Origin of the sequence: Cellulomonas sp. PSBB021, from assembly GCF_002240455.1 — a bacterium.
In the GTDB taxonomy this organism is placed as follows: domain Bacteria; phylum Actinomycetota; class Actinomycetes; order Actinomycetales; family Cellulomonadaceae; genus Cellulomonas; species Cellulomonas uda.
The window spans coordinates 3448049-3474076 of sequence record NZ_CP021430.1 but is presented as its reverse complement, the minus strand read 5'-3'; the positions used below and the strand labels follow the sequence as shown (position 1 = coordinate 3474076).

Annotated in this window: 23 protein-coding genes and 2 pseudogenes; 4 read left to right on the top strand and 21 right to left on the bottom strand. The window is 75.2% G+C overall.

Annotated elements, in window-relative coordinates:
* Positions 1 to 15: 15 nt before the first annotated feature.
* Complete coding sequence (gene xylB, locus CBP52_RS15940; protein WP_094181785.1) at positions 16 to 1446, top strand: xylulokinase; 1431 nt, start codon at positions 16 to 18, stop codon at positions 1444 to 1446.
* Positions 1447 to 1514: 68 nt separating this feature from the next.
* Here the strand turns inward: xylB and CBP52_RS15935 are convergent, their stop codons facing one another.
* The 3 genes from CBP52_RS15935 to lysS form a co-directional block, all read right to left on the bottom strand.
* The gene (locus CBP52_RS15935) at positions 1515 to 1847 is read right to left on the bottom strand and encodes an Lsr2 family protein (protein WP_094181784.1); all 333 of its coding nucleotides are present in this window, start codon (positions 1845 to 1847) and stop codon (positions 1515 to 1517) included.
* Positions 1848 to 1923: 76 nt separating this feature from the next.
* On the bottom strand, positions 1924 to 2118 hold the full coding sequence (locus CBP52_RS15930) for a hypothetical protein (RefSeq protein ID WP_094182451.1): 195 nt from the start codon (positions 2116 to 2118) through the stop codon (positions 1924 to 1926).
* Between the two features lie 2 nt (positions 2119 to 2120).
* Positions 2121 to 3656: a lysine--tRNA ligase gene (gene lysS, locus CBP52_RS15925; RefSeq protein WP_094181783.1), complete on the bottom strand. Its 1536-nt coding sequence runs from the start codon at positions 3654 to 3656 to the stop codon at positions 2121 to 2123.
* Positions 3657 to 3788: 132 nt separating this feature from the next.
* On the opposite strand from lysS, the gene CBP52_RS15920 reads away from it, so the two are divergent.
* Together CBP52_RS15920 and CBP52_RS15915 are read left to right on the top strand one after the other, a co-directional pair.
* The gene (locus CBP52_RS15920) at positions 3789 to 4358 is read left to right on the top strand and encodes a sigma-70 family RNA polymerase sigma factor (RefSeq protein ID WP_094181782.1); all 570 of its coding nucleotides are present in this window, start codon (positions 3789 to 3791) and stop codon (positions 4356 to 4358) included.
* A complete protein-coding gene (locus CBP52_RS15915) occupies positions 4355 to 5734 on the top strand; it encodes a hypothetical protein (protein ID WP_094181781.1) in 1380 nt (459 codons plus the stop codon). The genes CBP52_RS15920 and CBP52_RS15915 overlap by 4 nt, the downstream gene beginning before the upstream one ends.
* 298 nt (positions 5735 to 6032) lie before the next feature.
* Here the strand turns inward: CBP52_RS15915 and nadC are convergent, their stop codons facing one another.
* The 10 genes and pseudogenes from nadC to folP form a co-directional block, all read right to left on the bottom strand.
* Positions 6033 to 6977: a carboxylating nicotinate-nucleotide diphosphorylase gene (gene nadC / locus CBP52_RS15910; RefSeq protein WP_094181780.1), complete on the bottom strand. Its 945-nt coding sequence runs from the start codon at positions 6975 to 6977 to the stop codon at positions 6033 to 6035.
* A gap of 34 nt (positions 6978 to 7011) precedes the next feature.
* The gene (locus CBP52_RS15905) at positions 7012 to 8748 is read right to left on the bottom strand and encodes an L-aspartate oxidase (protein WP_094182450.1); all 1737 of its coding nucleotides are present in this window, start codon (positions 8746 to 8748) and stop codon (positions 7012 to 7014) included.
* Between the two features lie 38 nt (positions 8749 to 8786).
* Positions 8787 to 9389, bottom strand: coding sequence for an aspartate 1-decarboxylase (panD, locus tag CBP52_RS15900; RefSeq protein WP_094181779.1), 603 nt, complete (start codon positions 9387 to 9389; stop codon positions 8787 to 8789).
* A complete protein-coding gene (panC, locus tag CBP52_RS15895; protein ID WP_094181778.1) occupies positions 9386 to 10294 on the bottom strand; it encodes a pantoate--beta-alanine ligase in 909 nt (302 codons plus the stop codon). The genes panD and panC overlap by 4 nt, the downstream gene beginning before the upstream one ends.
* Positions 10295 to 10343: 49 nt before the next feature.
* Positions 10344 to 11498, bottom strand: coding sequence for a Rossmann-like and DUF2520 domain-containing protein (locus CBP52_RS15890; protein WP_094181777.1), 1155 nt, complete (start codon positions 11496 to 11498; stop codon positions 10344 to 10346).
* Positions 11495 to 13033 carry a PH domain-containing protein gene (locus CBP52_RS15885; protein WP_094181776.1) on the bottom strand — a complete coding sequence of 513 codons (1539 nt, stop codon included), beginning with the start codon at positions 13031 to 13033 and terminating at the stop codon, positions 11495 to 11497. Before CBP52_RS15885 ends, CBP52_RS15890 begins: the two co-directional genes overlap by 4 nt.
* On the bottom strand, positions 13030 to 13509 hold the full coding sequence (locus CBP52_RS15880; protein ID WP_232514810.1) for a PH domain-containing protein: 480 nt from the start codon (positions 13507 to 13509) through the stop codon (positions 13030 to 13032). Before CBP52_RS15880 ends, CBP52_RS15885 begins: the two co-directional genes overlap by 4 nt.
* Positions 13510 to 13737: 228 nt before the next feature.
* Positions 13738 to 14157, bottom strand: a pseudogene (locus CBP52_RS15875) (DUF3180 domain-containing protein); the annotation flags it as partial.
* A complete protein-coding gene (gene folK, locus CBP52_RS15870) occupies positions 14157 to 15746 on the bottom strand; it encodes a 2-amino-4-hydroxy-6-hydroxymethyldihydropteridine diphosphokinase (RefSeq protein WP_232514545.1) in 1590 nt (529 codons plus the stop codon). The pseudogene CBP52_RS15875 and the gene folK, both read right to left, overlap by 1 nt.
* Complete coding sequence (gene folP, locus CBP52_RS15865) at positions 15743 to 16654, bottom strand: dihydropteroate synthase (RefSeq protein ID WP_369826239.1); 912 nt, start codon at positions 16652 to 16654, stop codon at positions 15743 to 15745. Before folP ends, folK begins: the two co-directional genes overlap by 4 nt.
* 208 nt (positions 16655 to 16862) lie before the next feature.
* Between folP and CBP52_RS15860 the strand changes: the two genes are divergently transcribed.
* Complete coding sequence (locus tag CBP52_RS15860) at positions 16863 to 17219, top strand: VOC family protein (protein WP_094181774.1); 357 nt, start codon at positions 16863 to 16865, stop codon at positions 17217 to 17219.
* A gap of 65 nt (positions 17220 to 17284) precedes the next feature.
* On the opposite strand, the gene CBP52_RS15855 is transcribed toward CBP52_RS15860, so the two are convergent.
* The 8 genes and pseudogenes from CBP52_RS15855 to dacB all read right to left on the bottom strand — a co-directional run bounded on the left by CBP52_RS15855 (position 17285) and on the right by dacB (position 25864).
* A complete protein-coding gene (locus CBP52_RS15855; RefSeq protein WP_094181773.1) occupies positions 17285 to 17689 on the bottom strand; it encodes a hypothetical protein in 405 nt (134 codons plus the stop codon).
* Positions 17690 to 18088: 399 nt separating this feature from the next.
* Positions 18089 to 18673 (bottom strand): 1-acyl-sn-glycerol-3-phosphate acyltransferase, encoded by a 585-nt coding sequence (locus CBP52_RS15850; protein WP_094181772.1) that lies wholly within the window; start codon positions 18671 to 18673, stop codon positions 18089 to 18091.
* A 1-nt stretch (position 18674) separates the two neighbouring features.
* On the bottom strand, positions 18675 to 19277 hold the full coding sequence (gene folE, locus CBP52_RS15845) for a GTP cyclohydrolase I FolE (RefSeq protein ID WP_094181771.1): 603 nt from the start codon (positions 19275 to 19277) through the stop codon (positions 18675 to 18677).
* A complete protein-coding gene (gene ftsH / locus CBP52_RS15840; protein ID WP_094181770.1) occupies positions 19277 to 21310 on the bottom strand; it encodes an ATP-dependent zinc metalloprotease FtsH in 2034 nt (677 codons plus the stop codon). The genes folE and ftsH overlap by 1 nt, the downstream gene beginning before the upstream one ends.
* Positions 21311 to 21499: 189 nt before the next feature.
* Positions 21500 to 22054, bottom strand: a complete 555-nt coding sequence (hpt, locus tag CBP52_RS18045; RefSeq protein ID WP_198303619.1) for a hypoxanthine phosphoribosyltransferase — start codon at positions 22052 to 22054, stop codon at positions 21500 to 21502.
* A 69-nt stretch (positions 22055 to 22123) separates the two neighbouring features.
* Positions 22124 to 23206 (bottom strand): annotated as a pseudogene (gene tilS / locus CBP52_RS18040) (tRNA lysidine(34) synthetase TilS); the annotation flags it as partial.
* A 55-nt stretch (positions 23207 to 23261) separates the two neighbouring features.
* On the bottom strand, positions 23262 to 24395 hold the full coding sequence (locus CBP52_RS15830) for a zinc-dependent metalloprotease (protein WP_094181768.1): 1134 nt from the start codon (positions 24393 to 24395) through the stop codon (positions 23262 to 23264).
* A gap of 44 nt (positions 24396 to 24439) precedes the next feature.
* Positions 24440 to 25864, bottom strand: a complete 1425-nt coding sequence (gene dacB / locus CBP52_RS15825) for a D-alanyl-D-alanine carboxypeptidase/D-alanyl-D-alanine-endopeptidase (protein ID WP_094182447.1) — start codon at positions 25862 to 25864, stop codon at positions 24440 to 24442.
* Positions 25865 to 26028 lie beyond the last annotated feature (164 nt).

The window sequence follows — 26028 nt, the reverse complement described above, 5'->3', positions numbered from 1 at the left end:
CAGGACGGAACAGGCATGGCGCTCGTCGCCGGGGTCGACTCCTCGACCCAGTCCTGCAAGGTCGTGGTCCGGGACGCCGCGACCGGGGCGCTCGTGCGCTCCGGTCGCGCGTCCCACCCCGACGGCACCGAGGTCGCCCCCGCCGCGTGGTGGGACGCCCTGCAGATCGCGATCGCGGACGCGGGCGGCCTCGACGACGTCGACGCGATCAGCGTGGGCGGGCAGCAGCACGGCATGGTCACGCTCGACGAGACCGGCGAGGTGGTCCGGGACGCGCTGCTGTGGAACGACACGCGCTCCGCGCAGGCCGCGCTCGACCTGATCGCCGAGGGCGGCGGCCCGCAGGCGTGGGCGGACGCGACCGGCTCGGTGCTGGTCGCCTCGCTCACGGTCACCAAGCTGCGGTGGCTGCGTGACGCCGAGCCGCACAACGCGCAGCGGGTCGCGGCGGTCGCACTGCCGCACGACTGGCTGACGTGGCGGCTCGCGGGCCACGGCCCGGGTTCGCCCGCGTTCGACGACCTCGTCACGGACCGCTCGGACGCGTCCGGCACCGGCTACTGGTCCCCCGCGACCGACGCCTACCGGCACGACCTGCTCGAGCTGGGCCTGGGTCACGACGCGGTGCTGCCGCGCGTGCTCGGCCCGCACGAGGCCGGTCCGCGCTCGGTCGTCGGCGCGCGTCGTCCGGTCCTCGGACCGGGTGCGGGCGACAACGCGGCCGCGGCGCTCGCGCTCGGGCTGCGCCCGGGTGACGTGGCCGTGTCGATCGGCACGTCGGGCGTCGTGTCCGCCGTGACCGGCTCGGCCGCCGCGGACGGCTCCGGCCTCGTCAACGGCTTCGCCGACGCGAGCGGGCACTTCCTGCCGCTCGCGTGCACCCTGAACGCGTCGCGGGTGCTCGACGCGACCGCTCGGATGCTCGGCGTCGACCACGCCGGCCTGTCCGAGCTCGCGCTGCAGGCCCCCGCGGGTGCGGACGGCCTCGTGCTCGTCCCCTACCTCGAGGGCGAGCGCACGCCGAACAAGCCCGACGCGACCGGTGCCCTGCACGGGCTGCGGCTCGCCAACACCACGCCCGCGCACCTCGCGCGCGCCGCGGTCGAGGGGATGCTGTGCGCGCTCGCGGACGGCATCGACGCGCTGCGGGCGACGGGCGTCGCTGTCGAGCGGCTGTTCCTCATCGGCGGCGGCGCGAAGTCCGAGGCCGTGCGGCGCATCGCGCCGAGCGTGCTCGGGCTCGACGTGCTGGTCCCCACCCCCGGCGAGTACGTCGCCGACGGTGCGGCCCGGCAGGCGGCGTGGGTGCTCTCGGGCGCCGACGAGCCGCCCGCCTGGAGCGCGGCCGGCACGGCCGAGGTGTACTCCGCGGCGTCCGCGCCGCGGGTGCGCGAGCAGTACGCGGCGGTGCGCGACCTCACCGCCACCCGACCCGTGGACGCCTGAGCGGCCACGAACGACGAAGGCCCGGTCCCGTGGCTGCGGGACCGGGCCTTCGTGCTGCGCGCTGCGGGTCAGTGCGCCTTGTCGTACGCCTCGCGCACGTCGGCGCTGATGCGACCGCGCTCCGAGACCTCGAGACCCTGGGACTTGGCCCACTCGCGGATCGCCTGGGCGTCGTTCGAGCCGCGACGACGCGCCGCGGGCCGGGCCGCGCCGCTCGTCGAGCGCCCGCCGACCTTGCGCGCGTGGCCGACCCACGTCGCGAACGAGTCCCGGAGCTGGCTCGCACGCTCCGCGGTGAGGTCGATCTCGTAGGTCACGCCGTCGAGCGCGAACGTGACCGTCTCGTCGGCGGCCGCGCCGTCGACGTCGTCGATGAGCAGGACCTGAACCTTCTGAGCCATCCGGTGTTCTCCTGGAGGATGTGGCGCGAATATGCGGGGTGACGCACGTCAGCATCACACCGGATGCATTTGTCGGTCAAACGCTCGGGCGGTTCTCCTGAGAATTCTTCGTGATCGCTGCTTCCGCCGCGTCCTGCTCGGCGTCCATCCGCGCGAGCGCCTGGCGCTCGGTGCGGTCGGCGTTCACGATCGCGCGCATCGCGAACCAGAACAACAGACCGACACCCACCGACGGAATGACCGCCGTCAGCACACCACCGATGCCGTCCACGATCACGCCTGCGGCTTCGTGAGCGGGAACAGGATCGTGTCGCGGATTCCCTGGCCGGTCATCGCGATGAGCAGGCGGTCGATGCCCATTCCCATTCCACCGGACGGGGGCATGGCGAACTCCATCGCGGTGAGGAAGTCCTCGTCGATGCGCATGGCCTCCTCGTCGCCGCGCGCCGCGAGCAGCGCCTGTGCCTCGAACCGCTGCCGCTGGACCACCGGGTCGACGAGCTCGGAGTACGCGGTCGCGAGCTCGAGGCCGCGCACGTACAGGTCCCACTTCTCGACGAGGCCGGGCTTGCTGCGGTGGTCACGCGTGAGCGGGGACGTCTCGACCGGGAAGTCCCGCACGAACGTGGGCGCGTACAGGTGCGCACCCACGTGGTGCTCCCACAGCTCCTCGACGAGCTTGCCGTGGTTGCGCTGTGCGGGCGCGAGGTCGATCTCGGCCTTCTCCAGCAGCGCCAGCAGCGTCTCGTCGTCGGTGTCGTGGGTGATCTCGACGCCGACCGCCTCCGACAGCGACTCGTACATCGTCAGGTGCGTCCAGTCGCCCCCGAGCTCGTACTCCGTGCCGTCCGCGAGCGTCATCGTCGTCGTGCCGAGCGCCTCGAGCGCCGCGGTCTGCACGAGGTCCTGCGTGAGCGCCGCCATCGTGTCGTAGTCGCCGTAGGCCTCGTACGCCTCGAGCATGGCGAACTCCGGCGAGTGCGTCGCGTCGACACCCTCGTTACGGAAGTTGCGGTTGATCTCGAAGACCTTCTCGACGCCGCCGACCGCGGCGCGCTTGAGGAACAGCTCAGGCGCGATCCGCAGGAACAGCTCGATGTCGAACGCATTCATGTGCGTCTCGAACTGACGCGCCGCAGCACCCTCGGGTCGCGTCTGCAGCATCGGGGTCTCGACCTCGAGGAATCCCCGGCGCGCGAAGTTGTCGCGCAGCGAACGCACCACCGCGGAGCGTGTGCGCACCATGTCGCGCGCCTTGGGGTTGACGATCAGGTCGACGTAGCGCTGACGCACGCGCGCCTCGTCGGACAGCTCGGCACCCTCGTACAGGTTCGGCAGCGGACGAATGGCCTTCGCGGCCATCTGCCAGGAATCCGCGAACACCGAGAGCTCACCGCGCTTGGACATGATCACGCGACCGTGCACGAACAGGTGGTCGCCGAGGTCCACGTCGGTCTTGAACGCCGCGAGCCGCTCCTCACCCACCTCGGCGAGCGAGAGCATCGCCTGCAGGCGCGTGCCCGCGCCGTCCTGCAGCGTGACGAAGCACAGCTTGCCCGTGTTGCGCAGGAACACCACGCGCCCCGCGACGCCGACCTCGTCGTGCGTCTCCTGGCCCGCCTCGAGGTCCGGGTACGCCGCGCGGACCTGCTCGATCGTGTGCGTGCGCGGCACCGACACGGGGTACGCCGCGGTGCCCTCCGCGAGCAGCCGCTCACGCTTCTCCCGCCGGATACGGATCTGCTCGGGCGTGTCGTCGGGGACGACCGCGGGCGCGTCGGCAGCGGGCGAGGACGGGGACTCGGTCACCAGACCATGGTAATCGGGCCACCGGACGCCTCCGTCCCGCGGTCCGTGCGCGGTGCGGGAAGATCGCCCCAACGCGAGCGACCAGCACGAGCGTTATGGCTACGACATCCCGACGACCTCAGGGGAGACGCCGTGGCGAGACCATGGGAACAGCTGCTCGACCAGGTGGCGCGTGAGCGCTGGCCACGCCTGGTCGCCCACGCCTCGCTCGTCGCCGGCTCGACGAGCGAGGCGCCGGACCTCGTGCAGGAGGCGCTGATCGCGACCTTCCGCGGCCGCGCCCGGTTCACGACCGTCGAGCAGGCCGAGGCGTACGTGCGCCGCGCGATCGCGTCCCGCGCGGTCGACGAGGCCCGCCGACGCCGCCGCGAGCGCCTCGTCGCGCTGCGCGCCGCCGCGCAGCCCGCACCGCCGGACACCGTCGAACCACCCGGCCCGGGACGCGACGTCGTGCGCGCGCTCGCCCTGCTGGCCCCGCGCGAGCGGGCCTGCGTGGTGCTGCGGCAGATGGAGGACCTGTCCGTCGCCGAGACTGCGTCCGTGCTCAACCTCAGCGAGGGCGCCGTCAAGCGGTACACCGCCGACGGCCTGGCGAAGCTCGCCGAGACCCTCGGCACCCACCCGCACACCGCGACGGACGACGAGCGCGTCCCCGTCCGCCCCTCCCCCACCCCGCGCATCGCCCCCGGAGGCGCACGATGAACCTCGACCAGATGCTGAACGGCGCCCGCGACGAGATCGCGCAGGCGACGGCCCCGATCGACGACCGCACCCTGACCCGCGTGCGCGGCACCGTTCGCCGGGCGCGCATCCAGCGGCACACCTTCGAGTCCGTGGGGGCCGCCGCGTGCGCCGGCGTGCTCGGCCTCGGCGCCTGGACGCTGACCTCGTCGGACTCCAGCACGCCCGTCGACCCCGCCACGGGCAGCACGACCACCGGCCCCACCGGCACGCCGAGCCCGACGGCCGAGCCGACCGCCGAGCCCACGACGGCCGCCGACGACGGCCCCGCGGTCCGCGCCGACGAGATCGACGACGCGACCGTGCTCGCCCGGCTGTCCGCACCCCGCACGGGCGAGCGCTGGTTCGACGAGGCGATGGACGCGTCCGACGCGCTCGACGCGCTGTTCACCCCGGACGAGATCGCGAACGGCCCCGAGTACCGGCTCACGCTCGTCGGGGACCGCGAGGCCTCGGCGATCTACGCGCTGTCGTTCCCCGCCGCGCAGACCGACGACTCCGTGCTGTGGGCGCCGCGGGTCGAGCTGTACGAGATCGACGAGGACGGCCCCCGCGCGATCGTCTGCCCGAGCGCGCGCACGACCGACGCGTGCGCGTCGGAGTTCTCCTCCTCCAAGGCCGCCGAGGACCGCGACACGTTCTACGACACGCTCACGCTCCCCGCGAGCCTCGCGCTCGGCGACGGCTGGGCGTTGTCCACGGACGTCACGCGGGCCGAGGCGGACCGCGTCGGCGGGGTGGCGCTGCCCGCCGCGGACTCGCCCGAGCACCTCGAGGTGGTCGCGGCGTTCGGGCCGCTGACGGTGGCGCGCCGCGACGTGGTCAGCGACGTCGACGGGCTGCGGTCCTCGTCGTACGTCGTCACCACCCCGTTCGGCTCGATGATCCCGGTCGCGGACGCCGACGTGCCGGGCCTGGACTACCTCGACGTCACGTGGGACGACGGCGTGGACCGCAGCACGCGGGTCGCCGACGGCGACTGGGCGGACTACGCGCAGGCACCCGCCGTGGGCACGTGCTCGACCGCGCAGTTCTCCGTCGAGAGCTCGCACGACGCGACCGCGTGGCGCACTGCCGGCCGCACCGCCGACGGGCGCGACGTCGTCGTCCCCGTGGCGGGCAACCCGCTGGCGGCCGCGGTGCACGACTGGCAGCTGAGCCACTCGGGCACGATCGACGAGAAGACGGGCGAGACCGTGACGGGTCTCGACGCCGGCTACCGGTTCGCCACCACCGAGGAGTTCCTCGCCGCGCAGTCGCTGTACGGCGTCCAGGGCCCCGGCGGCGAGTGGCACCTGCGCCCGGAGGCGACGAACGTCGTCTACGAGTGCGCGTGATGTCGTGACTCTGATGCCAGGTCGTGCGTCTCTCGCCACGTCGTGCAGTCCTCTGCACGACTCACCGAGGAACGCACGACCTGGCGGCGCGTCCATGCCGGGCGCGCAGGTCGATAGCGGGACGCTGCGTCGGCCTCACTCCCCGGAGCGAGCGACGTGACCGTCGGCGACGACGTAGCGCGCTCCGACCGCGAACCACAGCACGACGGACACCGCCGCAGCGGCCGGCGCGTCGTACGAGTGGTGGTGCCAGGTCGCGAAGCTGACGTCGTGAACTGGCCGAGCCGCTACCCCGCGTCTACACGGCGCGCAGGTCGAGGGCCAGGTCGAGGATCGGGGACGAGTGGGTCAGCCCGCCGACCGAGAGGTAGTCGACGCCCGTGGACGCGACCTCGGCGGCGCGGCCCAGGGTGAGGTTGCCGGTGGCCTCGAGCTGCGTCGTCGGGGCGACCGCGCGGACCGCCGCGACCACGTCCGCCAGGACCGGCGTGGGCATGTTGTCGAGCAGCAGGAAGTCCGCGCCCGCCGCGACCGCCTCCAGGGCCTGCGCACGCGTGTCGGCCTCGACCTGGATCGCGACGTCCGGGAAGCGCGTGCGCACCGCCTCGATCGCCGCGGTGACCGAGCCCGCCGCGGCGACGTGGTTGTCCTTGACCATCGCGACGTCGTACAGGCCCATGCGCTTGTTGGTGCCGCCGCCGCAGCGCACCGCGTACTTCTCGAGCGCGCGCAGGCCCGGCGTGGTCTTGCGGGTGTCGAGCACGAGCGCACCCGTGCCCGCGAGCGCGTCCGCCCAGCGGCGCGTGTGGGTGGCGACGCCCGACGCGCGTGAGGCGATGTTGAGCAGCGTGCGCTCCGCGACGAGCAGGAGCTGCACCGGGCCCGCGAGCTCGGCCAGCACGTCGCCGCGCGTCACGCGCGTCCCGTCGGGCACCCGGACGACGACCGTCGCGGGGCTCAGTCCCAGCCGCTGCGCGACCTGCCGGAGCACCACGGGCACGACGACGAGGCCCGCGACGACACCGTCCGCGCGGGCCACGAGGTCCGCGGTGCCGGTCGTCGTCGGAGCGATCGTCGCCTGCGACGTGACGTCCCGGCCGGGCGCAGCACCCAGGTCCTCGTCGAGCGCGGTCGCGACGAGGCGCTCGACCGCGGCCTCGTCGGGCCCAGGGTCGCCGGGCAGCACGCCGGGGCGCGCGCTCGTCGTCGGGACGCCCGTCGGCCCCGTGGTCGTGTCGGTCATCGTCGTCCTCGTCGGTCGGGCGCCCGGTGGCGCGTCAGTCGATGGGCGCTCGGCGCACGACGAGCTGCCCGTCCGGGTCCAGGCTCGCCTCCAGCCGCACCCGCCAGTGCTCGTCGTCGCGCTCGGGGAAGTCGCTGCGCGCATGCCCGCCACGGCTCTCCTGCCGCGCCAGCGCGGTCGCGGTGAGCACCGAGGCGACCTGGTGCACGTTCGTCGTCTCCCACTCGGCGGTCTGCGGCGCGGCCAGCGCACGGCCGTCGTCGTGCCGCAGGTGCGCGTCCGTGGGCACCCCGGCCAGACCGCTCGCCGCACGGCGCAGGCAGTCGCCCGAGCGCAGCACACCCGGGCCCTCGGTCGCGAGGCGCTGCACGCGTGCGCGGGACGCCGCGGCGACGAGCGCCTCCGACCCCGAGCGGACCGTGGGCTCCTGGCGGGTCAGTGCGCCCGCCGCGACCTTGTCGGTGATGTGCCGCGCGGCGCGGTGCGCGAACACCAGGCCCTCGAGCAGGGAGTTCGACGCGAGCCGGTTCGCGCCGTGCACGCCCGTGCAGGCGGCCTCGCCCACCACGTACAGCCCCGGCAGCGACGTCCGCCCGACGAGGTCCGTGACCACCCCGCCCGAGTGGTAGTGCTGCGCAGGTGCGACGGGCACCAGGTCCGTGGTCAGGTCGATCCCGTGCTCGAGCAGCCGCTCGTGGATCGTCGGGAACCGGCGACGCAGGAAGTCGCCGCCCAGGTGCCGCGCGTCGAGCCACACGTGGTCCGTGCCGGTGTCCGCCATGCGACGCACGATCGCGTGCGCCACCACGTCCCGCGGCGCCAGCTCGGCCATCGGGTGCACGTCCGGCATGAACCGCACGCCGTCCGTGTCGAGCAGCAGCGCGCCCTCGCCCCGCACCGCCTCCGAGACGAGCGTGAGCTGCCCCTTCACGCCCGAGCCGAGCCACAGCACCGTCGGGTGGAACTGCACGAACTCGACGTCCCCGACCACCGCGCCGGCACGCAGCGCCGCCGCGATGCCGTCACCCGTCGCCTGCGGCGGGTTGGTCGACGAGCGGAACACCTGGCCGATGCCGCCCGTGGCGAGCACCACCGCCTTGCCGAGCGCCGCGCCCACACCGTCACGCTGGCCCTCGCCGATCACGTGCAGCGTCACCCCGCACGCCGCACCCGGGCGACCGTCCGGCCCCGCCGGGCCCGTCAGCACGTCGAGCACGACCGCGTGCTCGATCACCTCGATGCCCGGGTCGTCCCGCACCGCCTCGATCTGCGCGACGAGCGCCCGGGAGATCTCCGCACCGGTCGCGTCACCGCCCGCGTGCGCGATCCGGTCCGCGTGGTGCCCGCCCTCACGCGTGAGCGAGATCTGCCCGTCCGGCGCCCGGTCGAACACCGCACCGCGCGCAACCAGCTCGCGCACACGCGCCGGCCCCTCGGTCACCAGCACCTCGACCGCCCGCGGGTCGCACAGGCCCACACCTGCGACGAGCGTGTCCTGCAGGTGCGCCGCCGGGGAGTCCTCCGGGTCCAGGGCCGCCGCGATGCCGCCCTGCGCCCACACCGTCGAGCCCGAGCCGAGCAGGTCCTTCGTCACCAGCAGCACCCGCGGCACCCGCGTGCGCAGCTCGAGCGCAGCCGTCAGGCCCGCGATGCCCGAGCCGACGACGATCGCGTCGACCTCGACCGTCCAGCCCGCGGCCGGTGCGGCCAGGCGCGTCGCGAGCCGCGGCGCCGAGTCCAGGCCGCCGTCCGACGAGGGTGCGGTCGCCAGGTCCCGGACCGGCGGCGCGGCGACACCCGCCTGCGGGGTCACCGGCCCGCGCCGTGAGGCACGGAGTCGTCCGCCTGCTCGTCGGACACCGGGGGCGGGGTGCCGCGCCCCGGGTGCGTGTGCGGTCCCTGCACACCGCAGCCGGCATGCGTGTGCGCCGCCGTGCGGTCCACCGGGCTGGGGTGCTCGACCAGGTCACGGCCCTGCGCGAACGGCACGCCGCTCGGCTGCAGGCCCGCCGCGGCCGTCCACTCCTCGGGCACCTGGCCGGGGTCGTCGGACAGGTCGACGATCCGGTTGTCCGAGTCGACCAGCACCACGTGCGGCTCGTACGTGCGGGCCTCCGCGTCCGACATCAGGCCGTACGCGATGAGGATGACCACGTCCCCCGGGTGCACCAGGTGCGCCGCGGCACCGTTGATGCAGATCTGCCCCGAGCCCGCCTCACCCGCGATCGCGTACGTCGTCAGGCGCGAGCCGTTCGTCACGTCCACGATGTCGACCTGCTGACCGGGCAGCAGGTCCGCCGCCGCGAGCAGGTCCGCGTCCACCGTCACCGACCCGACGTAGTGCAGGTCCGCCTGCGTCACCGTCGCACGGTGGATCTTGCCCGTCATCATCGTGCGCATCAGCGAGCTCATGCGTCGCCTCCCGTCCGGCCGAGCAGCACGGCCGTGTTGTCGATGAGCCGTGTGGTCCCGAGCCGCGCCGCGAGCGCGAGGACCGCCTCGCCCGCCCGGTCGTCGGCCACCGGCGTGAAGTCGTCCGGGTCGACCAGCACCACGTAGTCGACCGCGTCGAGCCCCGCGTCCGTGAGCACGTCCCGCGTCGCCGCGAGCACCTCCCCCGCCGCCGCGCCACCCGCCGCGGCCTGCTCGCCCGCGCGCAGCGCACGCGGCAGCGCCAGCGCGCGTGCCCGCTCGTCGGCCGTCAGGTACGCGTTGCGGCTCGACAGCGCCAGGCCGTCCGCGTCACGCACCAGGGGCACGCCGACCACCTCCACCGGCACGTCCAGGTCCCGCACCATGCGACGCACCGCCGCGAGCTGCTGCGCGTCCTTGCGGCCGAACAGCGCCACGTCCGGGCGCGTGAGGTGCAGCAGCTTGAGCACGACCGTGAGCACCCCGTCGAGGTGCCCCGGCCGCACGGCACCCTCGAGGGTCTCCCCCAGCGCGCCCGCGCTCACCCGCACCCACGGGTCGCCGTCCGGGTAGACCACCTCGGAGGTCGGCGCGAACACCACGTCGGCCGGGCCCAGCAGGCCCTCGCCCGTCAGGAGCGCGAGGTCGCCCTCCAGGTCCCGCGGGTAGCGCGAGAGGTCCTCCCCCGCACCGAACTGCAACGGGTTGACGAAGATCGTCACGACCACGCGGTCCGCGAGCGTCCTGGCGTGGCGGACCAGCGACAGGTGGCCCGCGTGGAGCGCACCCATCGTCATCACGACCGCGCGCGCGTGCCGCTCGCGGCGCGCGACGACCGGCGCGGCCAGGGCGGCGTCGAGCTCGGCGCGGGTGCGCGCGAGCGTCGGGCCGGCGGCGGTGGTCATGGGTCCTCCTGCGGTCCCCGCGGAGCGGGGCGGCGTGTCAGTCGTCGTGTCAGTCGTCGTGCTGGTCGTCGTGCTCGTCGGGAGGCTGCTCGTCCTCACGCGGGCGCTTCGAGTGCAACGATCCCGCATCCGGTTCGATGCCCGCGACCGCGGGACCGTGTGACGTGCGAGACGCCACGCCGCCGACCGGGCCGTCGTCGGCGGCGTCAGGGCCGGTACCAGGAGCGGTCTCGACGGCGGCGTCGGCGGCCGACGAGGGCGGTCCGAGCGCGTCCAGCACACGCGCGGCGGCGTCCTGCGAGAGCAGCCCCGCCGAGAGCGCACGAGCGTCGGCCGCGCGCGCGAGCGCCCGGTACGCGGCCGGGACGTCCGGGGCGCCCGCTCGCGCCGCGAACGCGTCGAGCACCGCCAGGTGCTGCGCGACCGTGCCCGCGTCGCCCCGGCGCACCGGACCCGTGAGCGCCGTGATGGCCCCCGCGCGGGACCCGGCCGCGTCGCCCAGCGCCGCGAGCTCGCCCGGGGACTCGGCGCGCAGCGCGCCGTCGAGCGCCGCCTCGAGCAGCGGCGCGAGCATGCGTCCCGGGTCCGCGACGCCCGCCGCCGCGAGCGCTTGCGCCGCCTGCGCGACGAGCACGACGAGGTGGTTCGCGCCGTGTGCGAGCGCCGCGTGGTACAGCGCCCGGGCGTCCTCGTCGAGCACCGTCGGCTCGCCGCCGATCTCCATGACGAGCGCCTGCCCGATCGGCAGCACCGCCGCAGGCGCGGTGACCGCGAACGGGCAGCCCACCAGCCGCGCCAGGTCGAGCGACGTGCCCGTGAACGTCATCGCCGGGTGCAGCGCGAGCGGGATCGCACCCGCCGCACGCGCGGGCATCAGCACCTGCGTGCCGTACCGCCCGGACGTGTGCACGACGATCTGCCCGACCTGCCACGCGCCCGTCTCCGCGAGACCGGCGACCAGGTCCGCGAGCGCGTCGTCGGGCACCGCGAGCAGCACGAGCTCCGCGCGGCGCACCACCTCCGGGACCTGGAGGACCGGCACTCCCGGCAGCAGCGCGTCCGCACGGTCGCGCGACTCCTGCGAGACCGCGCTGACACCGACGACCGGGTGGCCGGCGCCGCGCAGCGCGTTGCCGAGCACCGCACCCACGCGGCCCGCACCGACCACGCCGACGCCGAGCCGTCCCGGGCGGCGGTCGCTCACACGCGCTCCCGCATCCACTGCTCCGGGCGGGCCGCCGCGCGCGCCGTGCGCGCACGTTCCGCCTGCTCGTCGAGCAGCGCCGCCGCCACGCGGCCGTCCAGGTGGTTCACGCGCGGCGCGACCGGTCCGGGAGTCGAGTGCACGACGAAGCTCGCCAGCCCCAGCCGGCGCTGCACCGGCCCCTGCTCGAGCCCGAGCGACTGCGTGCGCTCGTGCGGCACGACCGACACCTGCCGGACCACCCGGCCCGAGCGGGCGAGCAGCGCCGTGCGCGTCACGCGCACCCCGTGCCGACGCCACCCGATCGGGTCCACCCAGCGGGCCGCGCGCGGCGCCGGCGTGAAGCCGCCGTCCTCGTCACGACCGGACAGCGCCGCCTCGACGAGCGCGCGCGGGTCCTCGACCCCCAGGTCGGGGAGCACGAGCCACAGCGCGGTCGCGGCCTCGTCCCGCGTCGCGACCGGGTGCAGCACGGTCGCGCGGCTCGCCTCCTGACCCTGCGAGTAGCCCGCGACGTTGATCTCGACGCGCCACCAGTCCGGCCCGCGCCACAGCACCGGCTGCAACAGGCGCACCGCTTGCACGCGCCCCGGCGGGACGGTCTGCGCGCGCTGCTCGGTGAGCCCGTGCCGCAGGCGGATCCCGTCGGGCGACAGCGCGGCGCGGAAGCTCGCACCCCCGTTGACCCGGCCCCACAGCGTGCCGCCGAAGCCCAGGAACGCGGGCAGCAGCACCGCGAGCGGGCTCACGTCACGCGCCACGACCGCCGCGACCACCCCGCCGACCACCAGCAGCACGAGGCCGACGACGGTGCCCGACCGCACCGAGGCGCCGATCAGCCGCGGCATCGGCAGCGCGTACACCTCCTGCTCGGGCGCCTCCTCGAACGCCGCGGGAGCCGGGACCTCGCCCGCGTGCGGTGCGGCATCGACCGGGGCACCCGGGATCGTCGTCGTGCCGGACCCCGCCACGGCGGGCACCGCGATGCCGGGCCCGGCCGTGCCGGGTGCCGCCGAGCCCGGTGCACCCGCCGCGGACGGTCGACGCAGGCCCGCGGCGAGCGCGAGCAGCTCCGAGCGCAGGCGCTGGGCGTCCGGCTCCCGCAGGTACGCCAGCTGCACGGCCGAGCCGCTGCCGCCCGCGACCTCGAGCCGCAGCTCCGCGAGACCCAGCAGCCGCGCGAGCAGCGGCTGCACCACGTCCACGGCCTGCAACCGGTCCAGCCGCGCCTGCCGCTGGGTGCGGAACAGCACGCCGGAGTGCAGGTGCACCGCCTCGTCCGTCACCGCGAACCGCATGTGCCGCCACGCGAGCGCCGCGTAGCCCCAGCCGACCAGCGCGACCAGCACCACGACGCCCAGCGCGATGAGCCAGCCGCGGCCACCCAGCAGGTCCGCCGCCGAGCGCACGTCGTCCGCCGCCTGGTACCCGACGATCGCGACGACCGCCACGAGCGTCTTCCAGCCCTTGAGCGCGGGCGTCACGGGGTGGACGCGGCGCCACGCCTGTGCGGGCACGCGGTCGTCGTCGCTCACAGCCCCGCCAGCCGTGCCTCACCGCGCGACGCGAGCCGGTCGCGCAGGCGCGCCGCCTCGGCGGGCGGCAGGCCGTCGATCGACGCCGTCGTGGCGGGCGACGCGGTGTGCAGCTGCACGGACGCGATGCCGAACCGGCGCGCGAACGGCCCCGCGCTCACGTCCACGTACTGCATCCGCCCGTACGGCACGACGACGAGCTGGCGGAACATGATGCCGCGCCGCACGAGCAGGTCGTCGGCGCGCTCGGCGTACCCCAGCGCGCGCACCTGACGCGGTACCAGCAGCGCCCCCCACAGCCCGAGCGCGGCGACGACGGCGGCCGGGACCCACAGCCACGACGCGCCCGTTGCCAGCGCGAGCACGACGAGCAGCGCCAGCACCGGCCCGAGCCACAGCGCGAGCGCCGTGAGGCGGGCCGTGGCGAGGCGCCCCGACACCGGGGTCCAGGTCACGCCCTCGGGCTCGAACGGCAGGCTCGCGCCCGTCGGACGGTCCGTGGTCGGACCGGTCGGGTGGTCGCTCGGGAGATCGGCCGTGCGGTCGCTCGGGTGCGGTGCGGGCTGGTCGGTCGGTCGCTCGGCCGGTGGCGTGGTCACGTCCGTCATCCTCCCATCGTCGTGCGTGCGGTCCGGGCCTCCCGCCTCAGCCCGCGGTGGGGTGCGGCGCCTCGACCTTCTCGTCGTCCTCGGGGGCGGGACCGCGCAGAACCACTCGACGACGAGGCCGACCGCCGCGAGGACGACCGCACCCGCCGTCGCGGCCCCCGCCGCGACGGCACGCCCGCCGTTGCCGTGCGTCGCCAGGTCGGTGACCAGCGCGATCGTCTGCCCGCCGTACCAGCCGCTGAGCAGGGCACCGGTGTAGCAGGACGCCTTCGCGAGCACCGCGGTGCGCGCCGCCCGGATCGGGTCCAGCGCCGGCCGCCTGCCCCGCAGGAACTGCCGCACCGCCCAGCCCATCGAGAACACCACGGCCGCGATCAGCACCTCGACCGCCGCGACGAGCCACGGGACCTGCGGCGGCAGCCCGCCCCGACCCGCGACGACCCGCCACCCCAGCCACGTCAGCGCCGCGACCCCGACCGCGACGAGGACGAGCGTCTGCCAACGCGTGCGACGCATCACGCGCCCGGACCGGGCTGCCCCGACCCGTCCTCGTCGACGTCCCACTGCGCCGCCGGCACCGGGGCCGTCAGCCAGTCGAGCGCGAGCCAGCGCACGCCCTCACGGTCCGGCGCCGTCGCCGCGAGCGCGGCGACGGGGCCACCGCCGAGGCCCGGGAGCACGGCGTCGGGGTCGACCTGCGCCCACGGCTGCAGCACGAACGCACGCTCGTGCGCGCGCGGGTGCGGCAGCTCGAGGTCGTCGGTCACCGCCAGCACCGAGCCGTAGACGATCACGTCCACGTCCAGCGTGCGCGGACCCCAGTGCTCGAGCCGCTCGCGCCCGTGCGCGTGCTCGACCGCCTGCACCGCGTGCAGCAGGTCCCGCGGCGAGAGCAGCGTGCGCACGAGCACGACCGCGTTGAGGAAGTCCGGCTGCTCCGGTCCCCCGACCGCGGCCGTCCGGGCCAGCGGGGACACGTCGAGCACGTCGATGCCCGGCGTGCGGTCGAGGTCCCCGACCGCCTGGCGCAGGGTCTCCTGCGCGTTGCCGAGGTTCGCCCCGAGCGCGAGGACCGCCTCGACGGGCGCCGCCGGCGTCTCGTCGAGCCGGTCCGAGACCAGCTCGCCCGGCACCACCTCGTCGTCGCGAGCCGGTGCCTCGTCGGGACGGCCCACCACCACGGGCTCGCGGTACGCGTCACCGTACGCGGCCTGGTCGCGCTGGGCGGCCGCGTCGAGCTCCGCGAGCGAGAGCGGCGGCATGACCTGGGTCGCGTCGGCCGGCGCCGGCGGTCCGGGGGCGGCAGACGGTGCGGGCGCGGGGGCGGGCGCCACCGCGGGGTTCGACGTCGTCGGCGGGCCGGACGCGACGATCGACGTCTCGTCCGCCGGGCGCAGCGTCGCGCCACCGCCGAGCGGACCGCCGACGACGAGGTCGCCCGGCTTGGGCAGCGGGACGAGCGGCGGCGCGACCGCCGCACCGCCCAGCGGACCCGCGAGCGCACCGATCGCGGGTTCGACGACGGGCGCGACCAGCGGGGGCGCGGGGACCGTGGCGGGCGCGGCCGGCGGCCCGGCCACGGGCGCCTCGGGACCCGCGTGGGGCGCGGGCGCCTGCGGGGCAGGTGCGACCGGGAGGGCCGCGGTGTGCGTGAGCGCGCGCGTGGCCGGCTCCGCGCGGGGCTCCGCGCGGTACGGCTCGGCCGCGGGCAGCTTGCCGCGGTCCCGGCGGATCGCGACGACCACGTCCCCGAAGGGCACCGGGATGGGCGCCTGCGGCTTGTGCACCGCGACGTCGACCGCCGCGACCGAGCCGTCTGCGAGCACCGTCGCCGCGATGCGCTCCGCGACCGTCTCGATGAGGTCGGCGGGCGGCCCCTCGATCACCGCGACCACCTGCTGCGCGAGCGCGCCGTAGTCGAGCGTGTGCTCCAGGTCGTCGCGCGCCGCGGCCCGCCGCGTGTCCAGGTGCACGACCACGTCGACGACGAACGTCTGCCCCTCGCGGCGCTCGTGCTCGAACACGCCGTGGTAGCCCGTCGCGCTCACCCCGACGAGGCGGATCTGGTCCAGGCGGTGACCCTGGCCGTCGGTCACGTCGCTCACGCGTCCTCCTGTCGCTCGTCGTGGCGCTCGTCGTCGTGGCGCTCGTCGCTCGCCACACCCTGCCATGCCGCGGCGACACGCACGGCGTCCACCGAGGCCGCGACCTCGTGCACCCGCACGCACCACGCCCCCGCCGCCGCGGCGAGCGCCGAGATCGCCGCCGTCGCGTGGTCGCGCCGCAGCGGCGGCGCGGGGGTGCCGTCCGGCGCGGCGAGCAGGTGCCCGAGGAACCGTTTGCGGCTCGCGCCGACGAGCACCGGGAAGCCGTCCGCGACGAGCTCCGGCAGCCGCGCCAGCAGCGGCCAGTTGCTCGCCCCCGACTTCGCGAACCCGAGGCCCGGGTCGAGCACCACCTGCTCGTCGCGCACGCCCGCGGCCCGCAGTGCCGCGACCCGCTGCGCGAGCTCGCGTCGCACGTCGTCCACCACGTCGTCGTACCGGTCCATGCCGTCCATCACGTCCGCGTGGCCGCGCCAGTGCATCGCGACGTACACCGCGTCCGTCGCGGCGACCGCCTCGTACATCGCGTCGTCGGCCAGACCGCCCGAGACGTCGTTCACGACGAGCGCGCCCGCCTCGACCGCCTCGCGCGCCACCTGCGCGCGCGTCGTGTCGACGCTCACCGTCGCGCCGCGGCGTACGAGCTCGCGGATCACCGGCAGCACGCGTTCGCGCTCCTCGTCGACGGGCACGCGACGCGCGCCCGGACGCGTGGACTCGCCGCCCACGTCGAGCAGGTCCGCCCCCTGCTCGAGCAGCGTGAGCCCGTGCGCGACGGCGGCGGCGGGCGTGAACCACCGGCCGCCGTCGGAGAACGAGTCCGGCGTCACGTTGACGACGCCCATGACCAGGCAGCGGTCGGCGCGGCTCAGCTCCGCGGGCAGGCCTGCGGGTCCCCTGACGGTCACGCCCCGAGCCTAGGACCCCGGCCGCTCCCCCCGACCCCGCCATCTCACGCTCTCAGCGGACACCGCGCGAGATCCCTCCCTCGGCAGTGCCGCGGGGCCGCGCGGGCGCGCGCTCGGGTGGGGCGTGTCGGTGGGGAGGCCTAGCGTGGTCAGGGTCCGATTGGTGCGGTTCGGGAGGGACCACTCCCGGCCTGACGGAGGAACCGACATGCCACACGGAGACATCACGCACATCGACATCCCGGTGAGCGACCTCGCCGCCGGGGCGAAGTTCTACGGGGAGCTGTTCGGCTGGCAGATCGCGGAGGTGCCCGGCTTCGAGGGGTACCCGATGTGGCAGGCGCCCAACAAGATCAGCGGCGGCGGCCTCGCGCCGCGCGACGAGTCCTTCACGCAGCCGCGCAGCTACGTGGAGGTGGACTCGATCGACGAGGCGCTGGCCAAGGCGGTCGAGCTCGGCGGGACGGTCGTGCAGGGGAAGCAGCCCATCACCGAGACGAGCTGGTGGGCCTTCTTCCGGGACCCGGACGGCAACGTCATCGGGCTCTACGAGGGCACCACCTGAGCGCGACCGCGAGGGTCGTCGGCGTGCCGGGTGCAGACCAGCACCCGGCACGCCGTCCCGAGCGGTCAGTAGTACGTCTTGGGGAGCAGGACGAGCTCCTTCTCCCAGGCGAGGCCGGCGAGGATCCGGTGCGCCGGGATCGCACCGCCGGGAAGGGTGCCGGGCGAGAGGTACGTCGTGAGGATCTTCGCCGTCACGCCACCCGTGAGCGTGGGGGGGACCTCGATGTCGAACGTGCTCTCCTCCTCGTTCAGGAGGAAGCCGAGGCCGTCCTCGCGGCGGTCGCCGGTGCGGCGCTCGCGCAGCGCGGCGCAGCGGTCCGCGACCTGGCGCAGCCACTCGCCGTCGCGGATGTGTGCGGGGTCGGTCGTGTAGAGCAGGACGGCCGGCGCCCACGTCGCCTCCGCGGGGTCGAACAGCGCGCTGTTCGCCTGCACGACGGCCGCGAACACGAGCGGCGCGTTCGCCATCTCGTGCTCCCACGTCTTGACCGCCTTGCGCAGGAGGCCGAACGGCTTCCCCTTGATCGTCGTGAGCTCGTCCGTCAGCGGCCGCGGCGTCGCGACGAGCTTCTCCCATCACTTCGGGGGATTACCGGCCGGTACCGGTTCCGGCGCGCCAGCAGAGCCCTCAGGATGGACGGCCGCCGCGAACGGCCACCCCGCGCGGGCACCGCGCCGGGACACCGCCCGCGGGCACGACGACGAGAGCGGCCCCGCGGGGTCGGACGTCAGACGAGGGGCCCGGCGGCCAGGGTCGCGACGAGGGCGACGGACGTCAGACGAGCAGCCCCACGGCCAGGGTGGCGACGAGGGCGACGGCCGCGACGATCGACACGGTCATGAGCACCGCGCGCGAGCGCAGGAACCTCATACGGACTCCTGCCCGTCCTCCGCGCGCAGGCGCGGCTCGGTGCGCCGGGACGGGCGCAGGCCCGACTTGTCGGCGTAGAACGCGCGCACCACGTCCATGTCGGCGCGGACGTCCCCCGTCAGCCGGATCGTCGGGCCGAGCCCGGAGGTCATGGTGGGCCGGTCGACGTACCCGAGCGTCACGGGCCAGTCGGCGTCCCGCGCGATGCGGTAGAACCCCGACTTCCAGCCGGAGCCGCTGCGGGACCCCTCGGGCGTCACGACCAGGTAGAACCGCTCGCCGGCGCGCACGCGCGCGAGGAGCTCCTCGACGAGCCCGGCCGGGTTCCGCCGGTCGACGGGGATGCCGCCGATCGAGCGCATGAGCGGTCCGGCGAGCCCGCGGAACAACGTGTGCTTGCCGAGCCAACGGAACCCGAGCCCCTGCTCCCACGCGATCGCGAGCATCAGCACGAAGTCCCAGTTCGACGTGTGCGGGGCGCCGATGATCACGCCCGCGCCGTCCCGCGGCAGCCGCTGCGTGGACAGACGCCACCGGCTCAGGGCCCAGTAGAGGCGCGCGAGCGCCCGGCGGACGCGCATGTCAGCGCGCGTGGATGAGGCTCATCGCCTCGGCCCGGGTCGCGGCGTCGCGCATCTGCCCGCGCACGGCGGACGTGACGGTCCGCGAGCCGGGCTTGCGCACCCCGCGCATCGACATGCACAGGTGCTCGCACTCGACGACGACGATGACGCCGCGCGGCTTGAGCTGCTCGACGAGCGCGTCGGCGACCTGCGAGGTCAGGCGCTCCTGGACCTGCGGACGCCGCGCGAACACGTCGATCAGCCGCGCGAGCTTCGACAGGCCGGTGATCCGCCCGTCCTCGCCCGGGATGTACCCGACGTGCGCGATGCCGTGGAACGGCACGAGGTGGTGCTCGCAGGTGGAGTACACCTCGATGTCCTTGACCAGCACCATCTCCTCGTGACCGAGGTCGAACGTGGTGGTCAGCACGTCCTGCGGGGCCATGCGGAGCCCGGCGAAGATCTCCCGGTAGGCGCGCGCGACGCGCGCGGGGGTCTCGCGCAGGCCCTCGCGCTCGGGGTCCTCGCCGACCGCGAGCAGCAACTCACGGATGGCCGCCTCGGCGCGGTCCTGGTCGTACTCGCCGACGACCTGGTCGGGCGCGGTGATCGGGTCGACCATCAGGACAGCTCGGGCGTCTGGGACGGGGGGACCTCGACCGTCTCGGTCGGCGGGCGCTCCGGGTTCGCTGCGGCGGCCTCGTCCTCGGGGACGACGGCGTGCCCGTTGCGCGACGCGACCTCGGCGGGCGTCTGCACCGGCGGGCGGTCGGAGACGGCGCGCTGGTCGCTGGACAGCCACACCTGGCGCGGTGCGCGCTTCTCGACCGGCCGGAAGATCTCCGCGAGCTGCGCCGCGTTGAGCGTCTCCTTCTCGAGCAGCTCGAGCACGAGCGCGTCGAGCACGTCGCGGTACTGGACCAGGATCTCCCACGCCTCGTCGTGCGCGTGCTCGATGAGGGCCCGCACCTCGGCGTCGATCCGGCCCGCGACCTCCTCGGAGTAGTCGCGCTGGTGGCCCATGTCGCGGCCGAGGAAGACCTCGCCGGAGTCCTGGCCGAGGCGGATGGCGCCGAGCGTGCTCGACATGCCGAACTGCGTGACCATGCGGCGTGCGGTCGCGGTGGCCTTCTCGATGTCGTTGCCCGCGCCCGTCGTCGGGTCGTGGAACACGAGCTCCTCGGCGACGCGGCCACCCATGGCGTACGCGAGCTGGTCGAGCAGCTCGTTGCGGGTCACGGAGTACTTGTCCTCGACGGGCATGACCATCGTGTAGCCGAGGGCGCGGCCGCGCGGCAGGATCGTCACCTTGGTGACCGGGTCGGTGTAGCGCAGCGCCGCGGCGACGAGCGCGTGGCCGCCCTCGTGGTATGCGGTGAGCTTCTGCTCCTTGACGTTCATGACGCGCGTGCGCTTCTGCGGGCCGGCGACGACGCGGTCGATCGCCTCGTCGAGCGCGTGGTCGTCGATGATCTGCGCGTTCTTGCGCGCGGTGAGCAGCGCGGCCTCGTTGAGCACGTTCGCCAGGTCGGCGCCGGTGAAGCCCGGCGTGCGCCGCGCGACTGCGGTCAGGTCGACGGCCGGGGCCATCGGCTTGCCCTGCGCGTGGACCTGCAGGATCCGCTCGCGGCCCTTGAGGTCGGGCGGCTCGACGGCGACCTGGCGGTCGAACCGCCCGGGCCGCAGCAGCGCGGGATCGAGGATGTCGGGCCGGTTGGTCGCGGCGATGAGGATGACGTTCGTCTTGACGTCGAAGCCGTCCATCTCGACGAGCATCTGGTTGAGCGTCTGCTCGCGCTCGTCGTGCCCGCCACCCAGGCCCGCACCGCGGTGGCGGCCGACGGCGTCGATCTCGTCGACGAAGATGATCGCGGGCGAGTTCTCCTTGGCCTGCTGGAACAGGTCGCGCACGCGGCTCGCGCCGACGCCGACGAACATCTCGACGAAGTCCGAGCCGGAGATCGAGTAGAACGGCACGCCGGCCTCGCCCGCGACGGCGCGCGCGAGCAGCGTCTTGCCGGTGCCGGGCGGGCCGTACAGCAGCACGCCCTTGGGGATCTTGGCGCCGACGGCCTGGAACTTGGCGGGCTCGGAGAGGAACTCCTTGATCTCCGTGAGCTCCTCGACGGCCTCGTCGACGCCCGCGACGTCCGCGAACGTGACCTGCGGCGACTCCTTGGAGACGAGCTTGGCGCGCGACTTGCCGAAGCTCATGACGCGCGAGCCGCCGCCCTGCATGTTCGCCATGAGGAACCAGAAGATCGCCAGGATGATGATGAACGGCAGCACCAGCGACAGCAGGCTGCTCCACCACGACGTCTGCGGGTTCTCGGACGTGAAGCCCTTGTCCAGGTCGGCCGACTGCACGGCCTCGACGACGGTCTCGCCCTGCGGCGCGACGTACTGGAACTGCACGAGCTTGCCGTAGTCGTCGTCACCCTCGACGAAGTTCTTCTTCAGCGTCAGCTGCACGCGCTGCACGCCGTCGGTGATCTTCGCGGACTCGACGGTGTCGCCGCGCAGCAGCTCGAGGCCGTCGGACGTGTCGATGGACTTGACGCTGGGCTGGGCCAGCGTGCTCACGCCGATCCAGAGCAGCACGACGGCCAGCACGATCCACAGCACGGGACCACGGGCGAGGCGCTTGACGTTCATAGGCGTTCGGGGCCGAGCCCCACATCCTCCTGCTCGAGCGGGCTTGTCGGTCGAACGTACACGGTGATCCTGACGTTCCCGGCCGGTGTTCGCGCAGGGCACAGCCCGCCGGTCACCGCCCGGACCGCACCGGCGACGGCCGGGCGGTGCGTGCGGGCCGTGCGGACGGGCAGGCGGACGGGCAGCGGCTCAGGAGGTGTACACGTGCGGTGCCAGGGTGCCGACGAACGGCAGGTTCCGGTACCGCTCGGCGTAGTCGAGGCCGTACCCGACGACGAACTCCGACGGGATGTCGAAGCCGACGTACCGCACGTCGACCTCGACCTTCGCCGCGTCCGGCTTGCGCAGCATGGTCGCGATCTCCACGCTCGCCGGGCCGCGGCTGCGCAGGTTCGACACGAGCCAGGACAGCGTCAGGCCCGAGTCGATGATGTCCTCGACGATCAGCACGTGCTTGCCCGTGAGGTCGGTGTCGAGGTCCTTGAGGATCCGCACGACACCGGAGGACTTGGTGCCGGAGCCGTACGACGACACCGCCATCCAGTCCATCGCGACGGGCGAGTGCAGCCGGCGCGCGAGGTCCGCCATGACCATCACGGCACCCTTGAGGACGCCGACGAGCAGCAGGTCCTTGTCCGCGTAGTCCGCGTCGACCTGCGCCGCGATCTCGTCGAGCCGACCGTGCAGCTGCTCCTGCGTGAGCAGGACCTTCTCCAGGTCGTCTCCCATGTCCGCAGGGTCCACAGCTGCTCCTGTCCAGAGGCTCTCGGGGTCGCTCGGGCGGTTCGTCCCGGGTCGCGCCGCGCGGGTGGCGGGTCCGACCACAAGCCTGCCACAGCGCCGGGCCGCGACCACGCGCCCGGGCAGCGTGAGCGGGCCCTGGCCGTGCCAACGGGTGAGCAGCGCGTCGAGCTCGAGCACGTGCACGCGGTGCACCGAGCCGGCGGGTGCGCCCGCGGCGACGAGCGCGGCGCGCAGGGCCCGGCGGCGCACCGCGGGCGGGGCGTCGGCGAGCGTCGCGACGTCGAGCACGACGGCGTCCGCGTGCTCGTCGTGACCCGGGCGGGCGCCCGCGCCGCCGTCCCGGGCCGCGTGCTGCGCGGTGTCCCGACGAGCGTGCTCGCGCGCGTCGTGCAGCAGCGCGGCGGCCTGCTCGTCGAGCGCCTCCGCGTCCTCGCGCAGCTGCGTGGCGGTGCGGGCGAGCGCCGCCGCGACACCGGGCCCGAGCTCGCGCTCGAGCACGGGCAGCACGGTGGCGCGCACGCGGCTGCGCAGCGGGTCGCCGCAGCGGCCCGCGTTGGTCGGGTCGTGCCACGGGTCGAGGCCCAGGGCGTCGCAGACCGCGAGCGTGTCGGCACGGCGGACCGCGAGGAACGGCCGGCGCAGCCGGCCGCGCACGGCGGGCATCCCGGACAGGGACCGCGCGCCCGACCCGCGCGCGAGGCCGAGCAGCACGGTCTCGGCCTGGTCGTCGAGCGTGTGGCCGAGCAGCACCGCGGCGGCGCCGGTCTCGTCGGCAGCGCGCTCGAGGGCGGCGTACCGCGCCGCGCGCGCGGCGGCCTCGGGGCCGCCCGGCCCGGCGACGTCCACGCGCACGACGAGCACCGGGTCGAGCCCGAGCGCACGGCACTGCTCGGCCGCGCGCGCGGCGACGTCGCCGGAGCCCGCCACGAGCCCGTGGTCGACGACGACAGCGCCGGCCCGCCGCCGCACCTCGTCGGACCGCCCGCGTGACCCGCGGCCACCGGGCACCGCGAACGCCGCGGCGGCCGCGAGCGCGAGCGAGTCGGGACCGCCCGAGCACGCGACGAGCACGAGCGCGTCGTCGGGCAGGTCGGCGACCGCGGCGCGGACGGCACGCCGGGCGGCCGCGACGCGCGGGTCGGGTCCGGTCACGGTCAGCGTCCGGCCACGAGCGGCACCCGCCGACGAGCACGCGCGTGGGCGCGCATCAGCCGTGCACGCGGCGCACCCAGGCGCCGGGGTCGGCGATCTCCGCGGCGGTCGGCAGGTGCGCGGGGTCCGCGAACACCGCGTTGAACCCGGTCACACCGACGCGCGAGCGGACGGCCCGCACGAACACGGCACCGTCGCGGTACTGCGCGAGCTTCGCGTCCATGCCGAGCAGGCGCCGCAGCACCGACTCGAGTCCGCGCACGCGTGACTGCGCGTCGCGCCGCGCCTCGAACTTGCGCCGGATCTCGTTGACCGACGGCACGACGCTCCGCCCGACGGCGTCCATCGCGACGTCCGCGTGCCCCTCGAGCAGGGACATGACGGCGCCGACCTCGTCGACGACCTGGCGCTGCTCGGGCGTCAGGACGTCCAGGATGCTCGCGTCGTCGTCGGTGAGCACGCGGCCCAGCGCGGAGAGCATCCGGCTGAGCGTCTCCTCGCGGCCCTCGTCGCCCGCGTGCCCCGTGACCTGCCCGGCGACCTCGCCGAGCAGCGCGGCGGACCGCTCCCGCAGGTGGTCGGCGAGCCACGGCGCGGCGGCGAACTGCAGCGCGTGCGTCTGCTCGTGCAGCGCGACCCACAGCCGGAAGTCGGCGGGCTCGACGCGCAGCGTCCGCTCGAGGTGCAGCACGTTGGGTGCGACGAGCAGCAGCCGCCCCTCGCCGGGACCGCCGGCCGGGGCACCCGCGCGTGGCGTGTACGGGTCGAACTGCCCGAGCACCTTGCCGGCCAGCACGCCGAGCACGGCGCCGACCTGGGCGGCACCCCCGAGCCGCCCGACGGCCGAGGAGCCGCGCGCGCCCGACCCGTCGGGGCGCGCGAGCGCGTCGACGAGGGGCGTCGCCATGACCTCGAACATCCGCACGTTCGCGCGCGCCCAACCGGCACGGTCGACGACGAGCACGCGCGAGACGTCCGCCGCGGGTCGGCCGTCGGCCGCCTCGAGCCGGGTGACGCGTGCGGCGTGCTCGGCCGCGGGCCCGGCCGCGGCCCGCAGCCCCGCGACGAGGTCCTCGAGCTCGGCACGCGGCGCGCGCGGGCCCGGCCGCACGGCGCGCGCGGCGAGGCGGGCGGCGGCGTCCCAGTCGACGGGGCCGGGGGCGCTCGTCGTCGTGCGCGTGGCGCTCATGCGGCTCACCGTAACCCGCGGGACCACGCGTACGACCGGCCCGGTCAGCCCTGGCAGCCGCACCCGTGCAGCGCGGTGACGAACGCGTCGATCGCCTGGCGCGGACCCCACGGCCCGGTCTCCTTGGCGTGCCGGACCAGCACGACGAACGTGAGCTGGCGGCCCTGCGCGGTGAGGACGGTGCCCGCCAGACCCTTGACGCCCGCGAGGCTGCCGGTCTTGGCGCGCACCAGCCCGCGCGCGTCGGACGTGAGGTAGCGGTCGTGCAGCGTGCCCGTGAGACCACCGATCGGCATCCCGGCGGCGATCGAGCGCAGCTCCGGGTGCGCGGGATCGGCCACGAGCTGGACCAGGTCGAGCAGCGTCGTCGGCGTGAGGCGCGAGCCCTCGGCGAGCCCGGACGCGTCCGCGAGCGCCGCGTCCGTGGTGTCGGCACCGAGCCGGGTGACCGCCCGCAGCACGGCCTGCGTGCCGCCGTCGAAGCTCGCGGGCAGGCCCTGGTCGAGCGCGACCGCGCGCGAGACGACCTCGGTGATCGTGTTGTCCGACGACTCGAGGAAGAAGTGCACGACGTCCTGCAGCGGGGCCGAGCTCACGGTCGCCAGGACGGTCGCGCCCGAGGGCGCACCGCCGCGTGCGACCGTCCCGGTGACCGTCACGCCGGCCTCCGCGAGCCGGGCCGCGAACACCTGCGCGGCGGACAGCGCGGGGTCCGACGAGCGCGGCGGGTACTCCACGCCCTCCTTGGTCGCCGCGATCCGCACCGCGAGCGGCGCGACGGGCGCGACGTAGCCGAGGTTGAGGTCGTCCTCGTCCCAGCCGGGGCTGGTGCGCGGGCCGGAGTACAGGGTGTCGTCGACGCGCAGCGTGACCTCGGTCAGCCCGACGAGCCTGAGCTGCTTGGCCGCGGCGCGCGCCAGGTCACCCAGGCCCGCGCGCCCGTTGACGGCGGACGCGTCGCCCTCGTCGGGCGCGAGCATCATGTCGCCGCCGCCGACGAGCACCACCTGGTTGCCGGGGCCGCGCACGACGCTCGTCGTGAACGTGCTCGCCGGGTCCAGCGTGCCGAGCGCCGCGACGGCCGTGACGAGCTTCGCGGTGGACGCCGGCTCCCGCGCGACGTCCGCGCCGTGCTGCGCGACGACCTGCCCCGTGAGCTCGTCCGCGACGACCACCCCGACGGCGCTGCCCTCGCCCAGGCGCTCGTCGGCGACCAGGTCCGCGACGAGCGCCTCCACGGGCGCGGACGCCGGCACGGGCGCGTCCGCGGCCACCGGCCCTAGGGCGGGCTCGACCTCGGGCGGCGCGACGGCGGCGGGCGCCGTCGGGAACGGCGCGGGGTCCGGCGGGACCGGGTCGAGCGTCACGAACCCGGGCGCGACGTCGTACGCGTCGGCCGCCACGTAGCCCCCGACGCCGAGCACCAGGACGAGCATCGTCGTGCCGACGACTCGCGCGCCTGTGGCCATCGTCACGCTCCGCTCAGGGGCCTCGAAGAAGTGCGATGGGACGATCGGCCCACCGGTGCGTCAGACTATGACGGACAACTCGGTGCGCCCGAACCCGCGGCACGCCGGTCACCGAACCACGCCGCGTGCGCGCGCACCTCCCACCGGTGGTGCGCCGGCGCCGC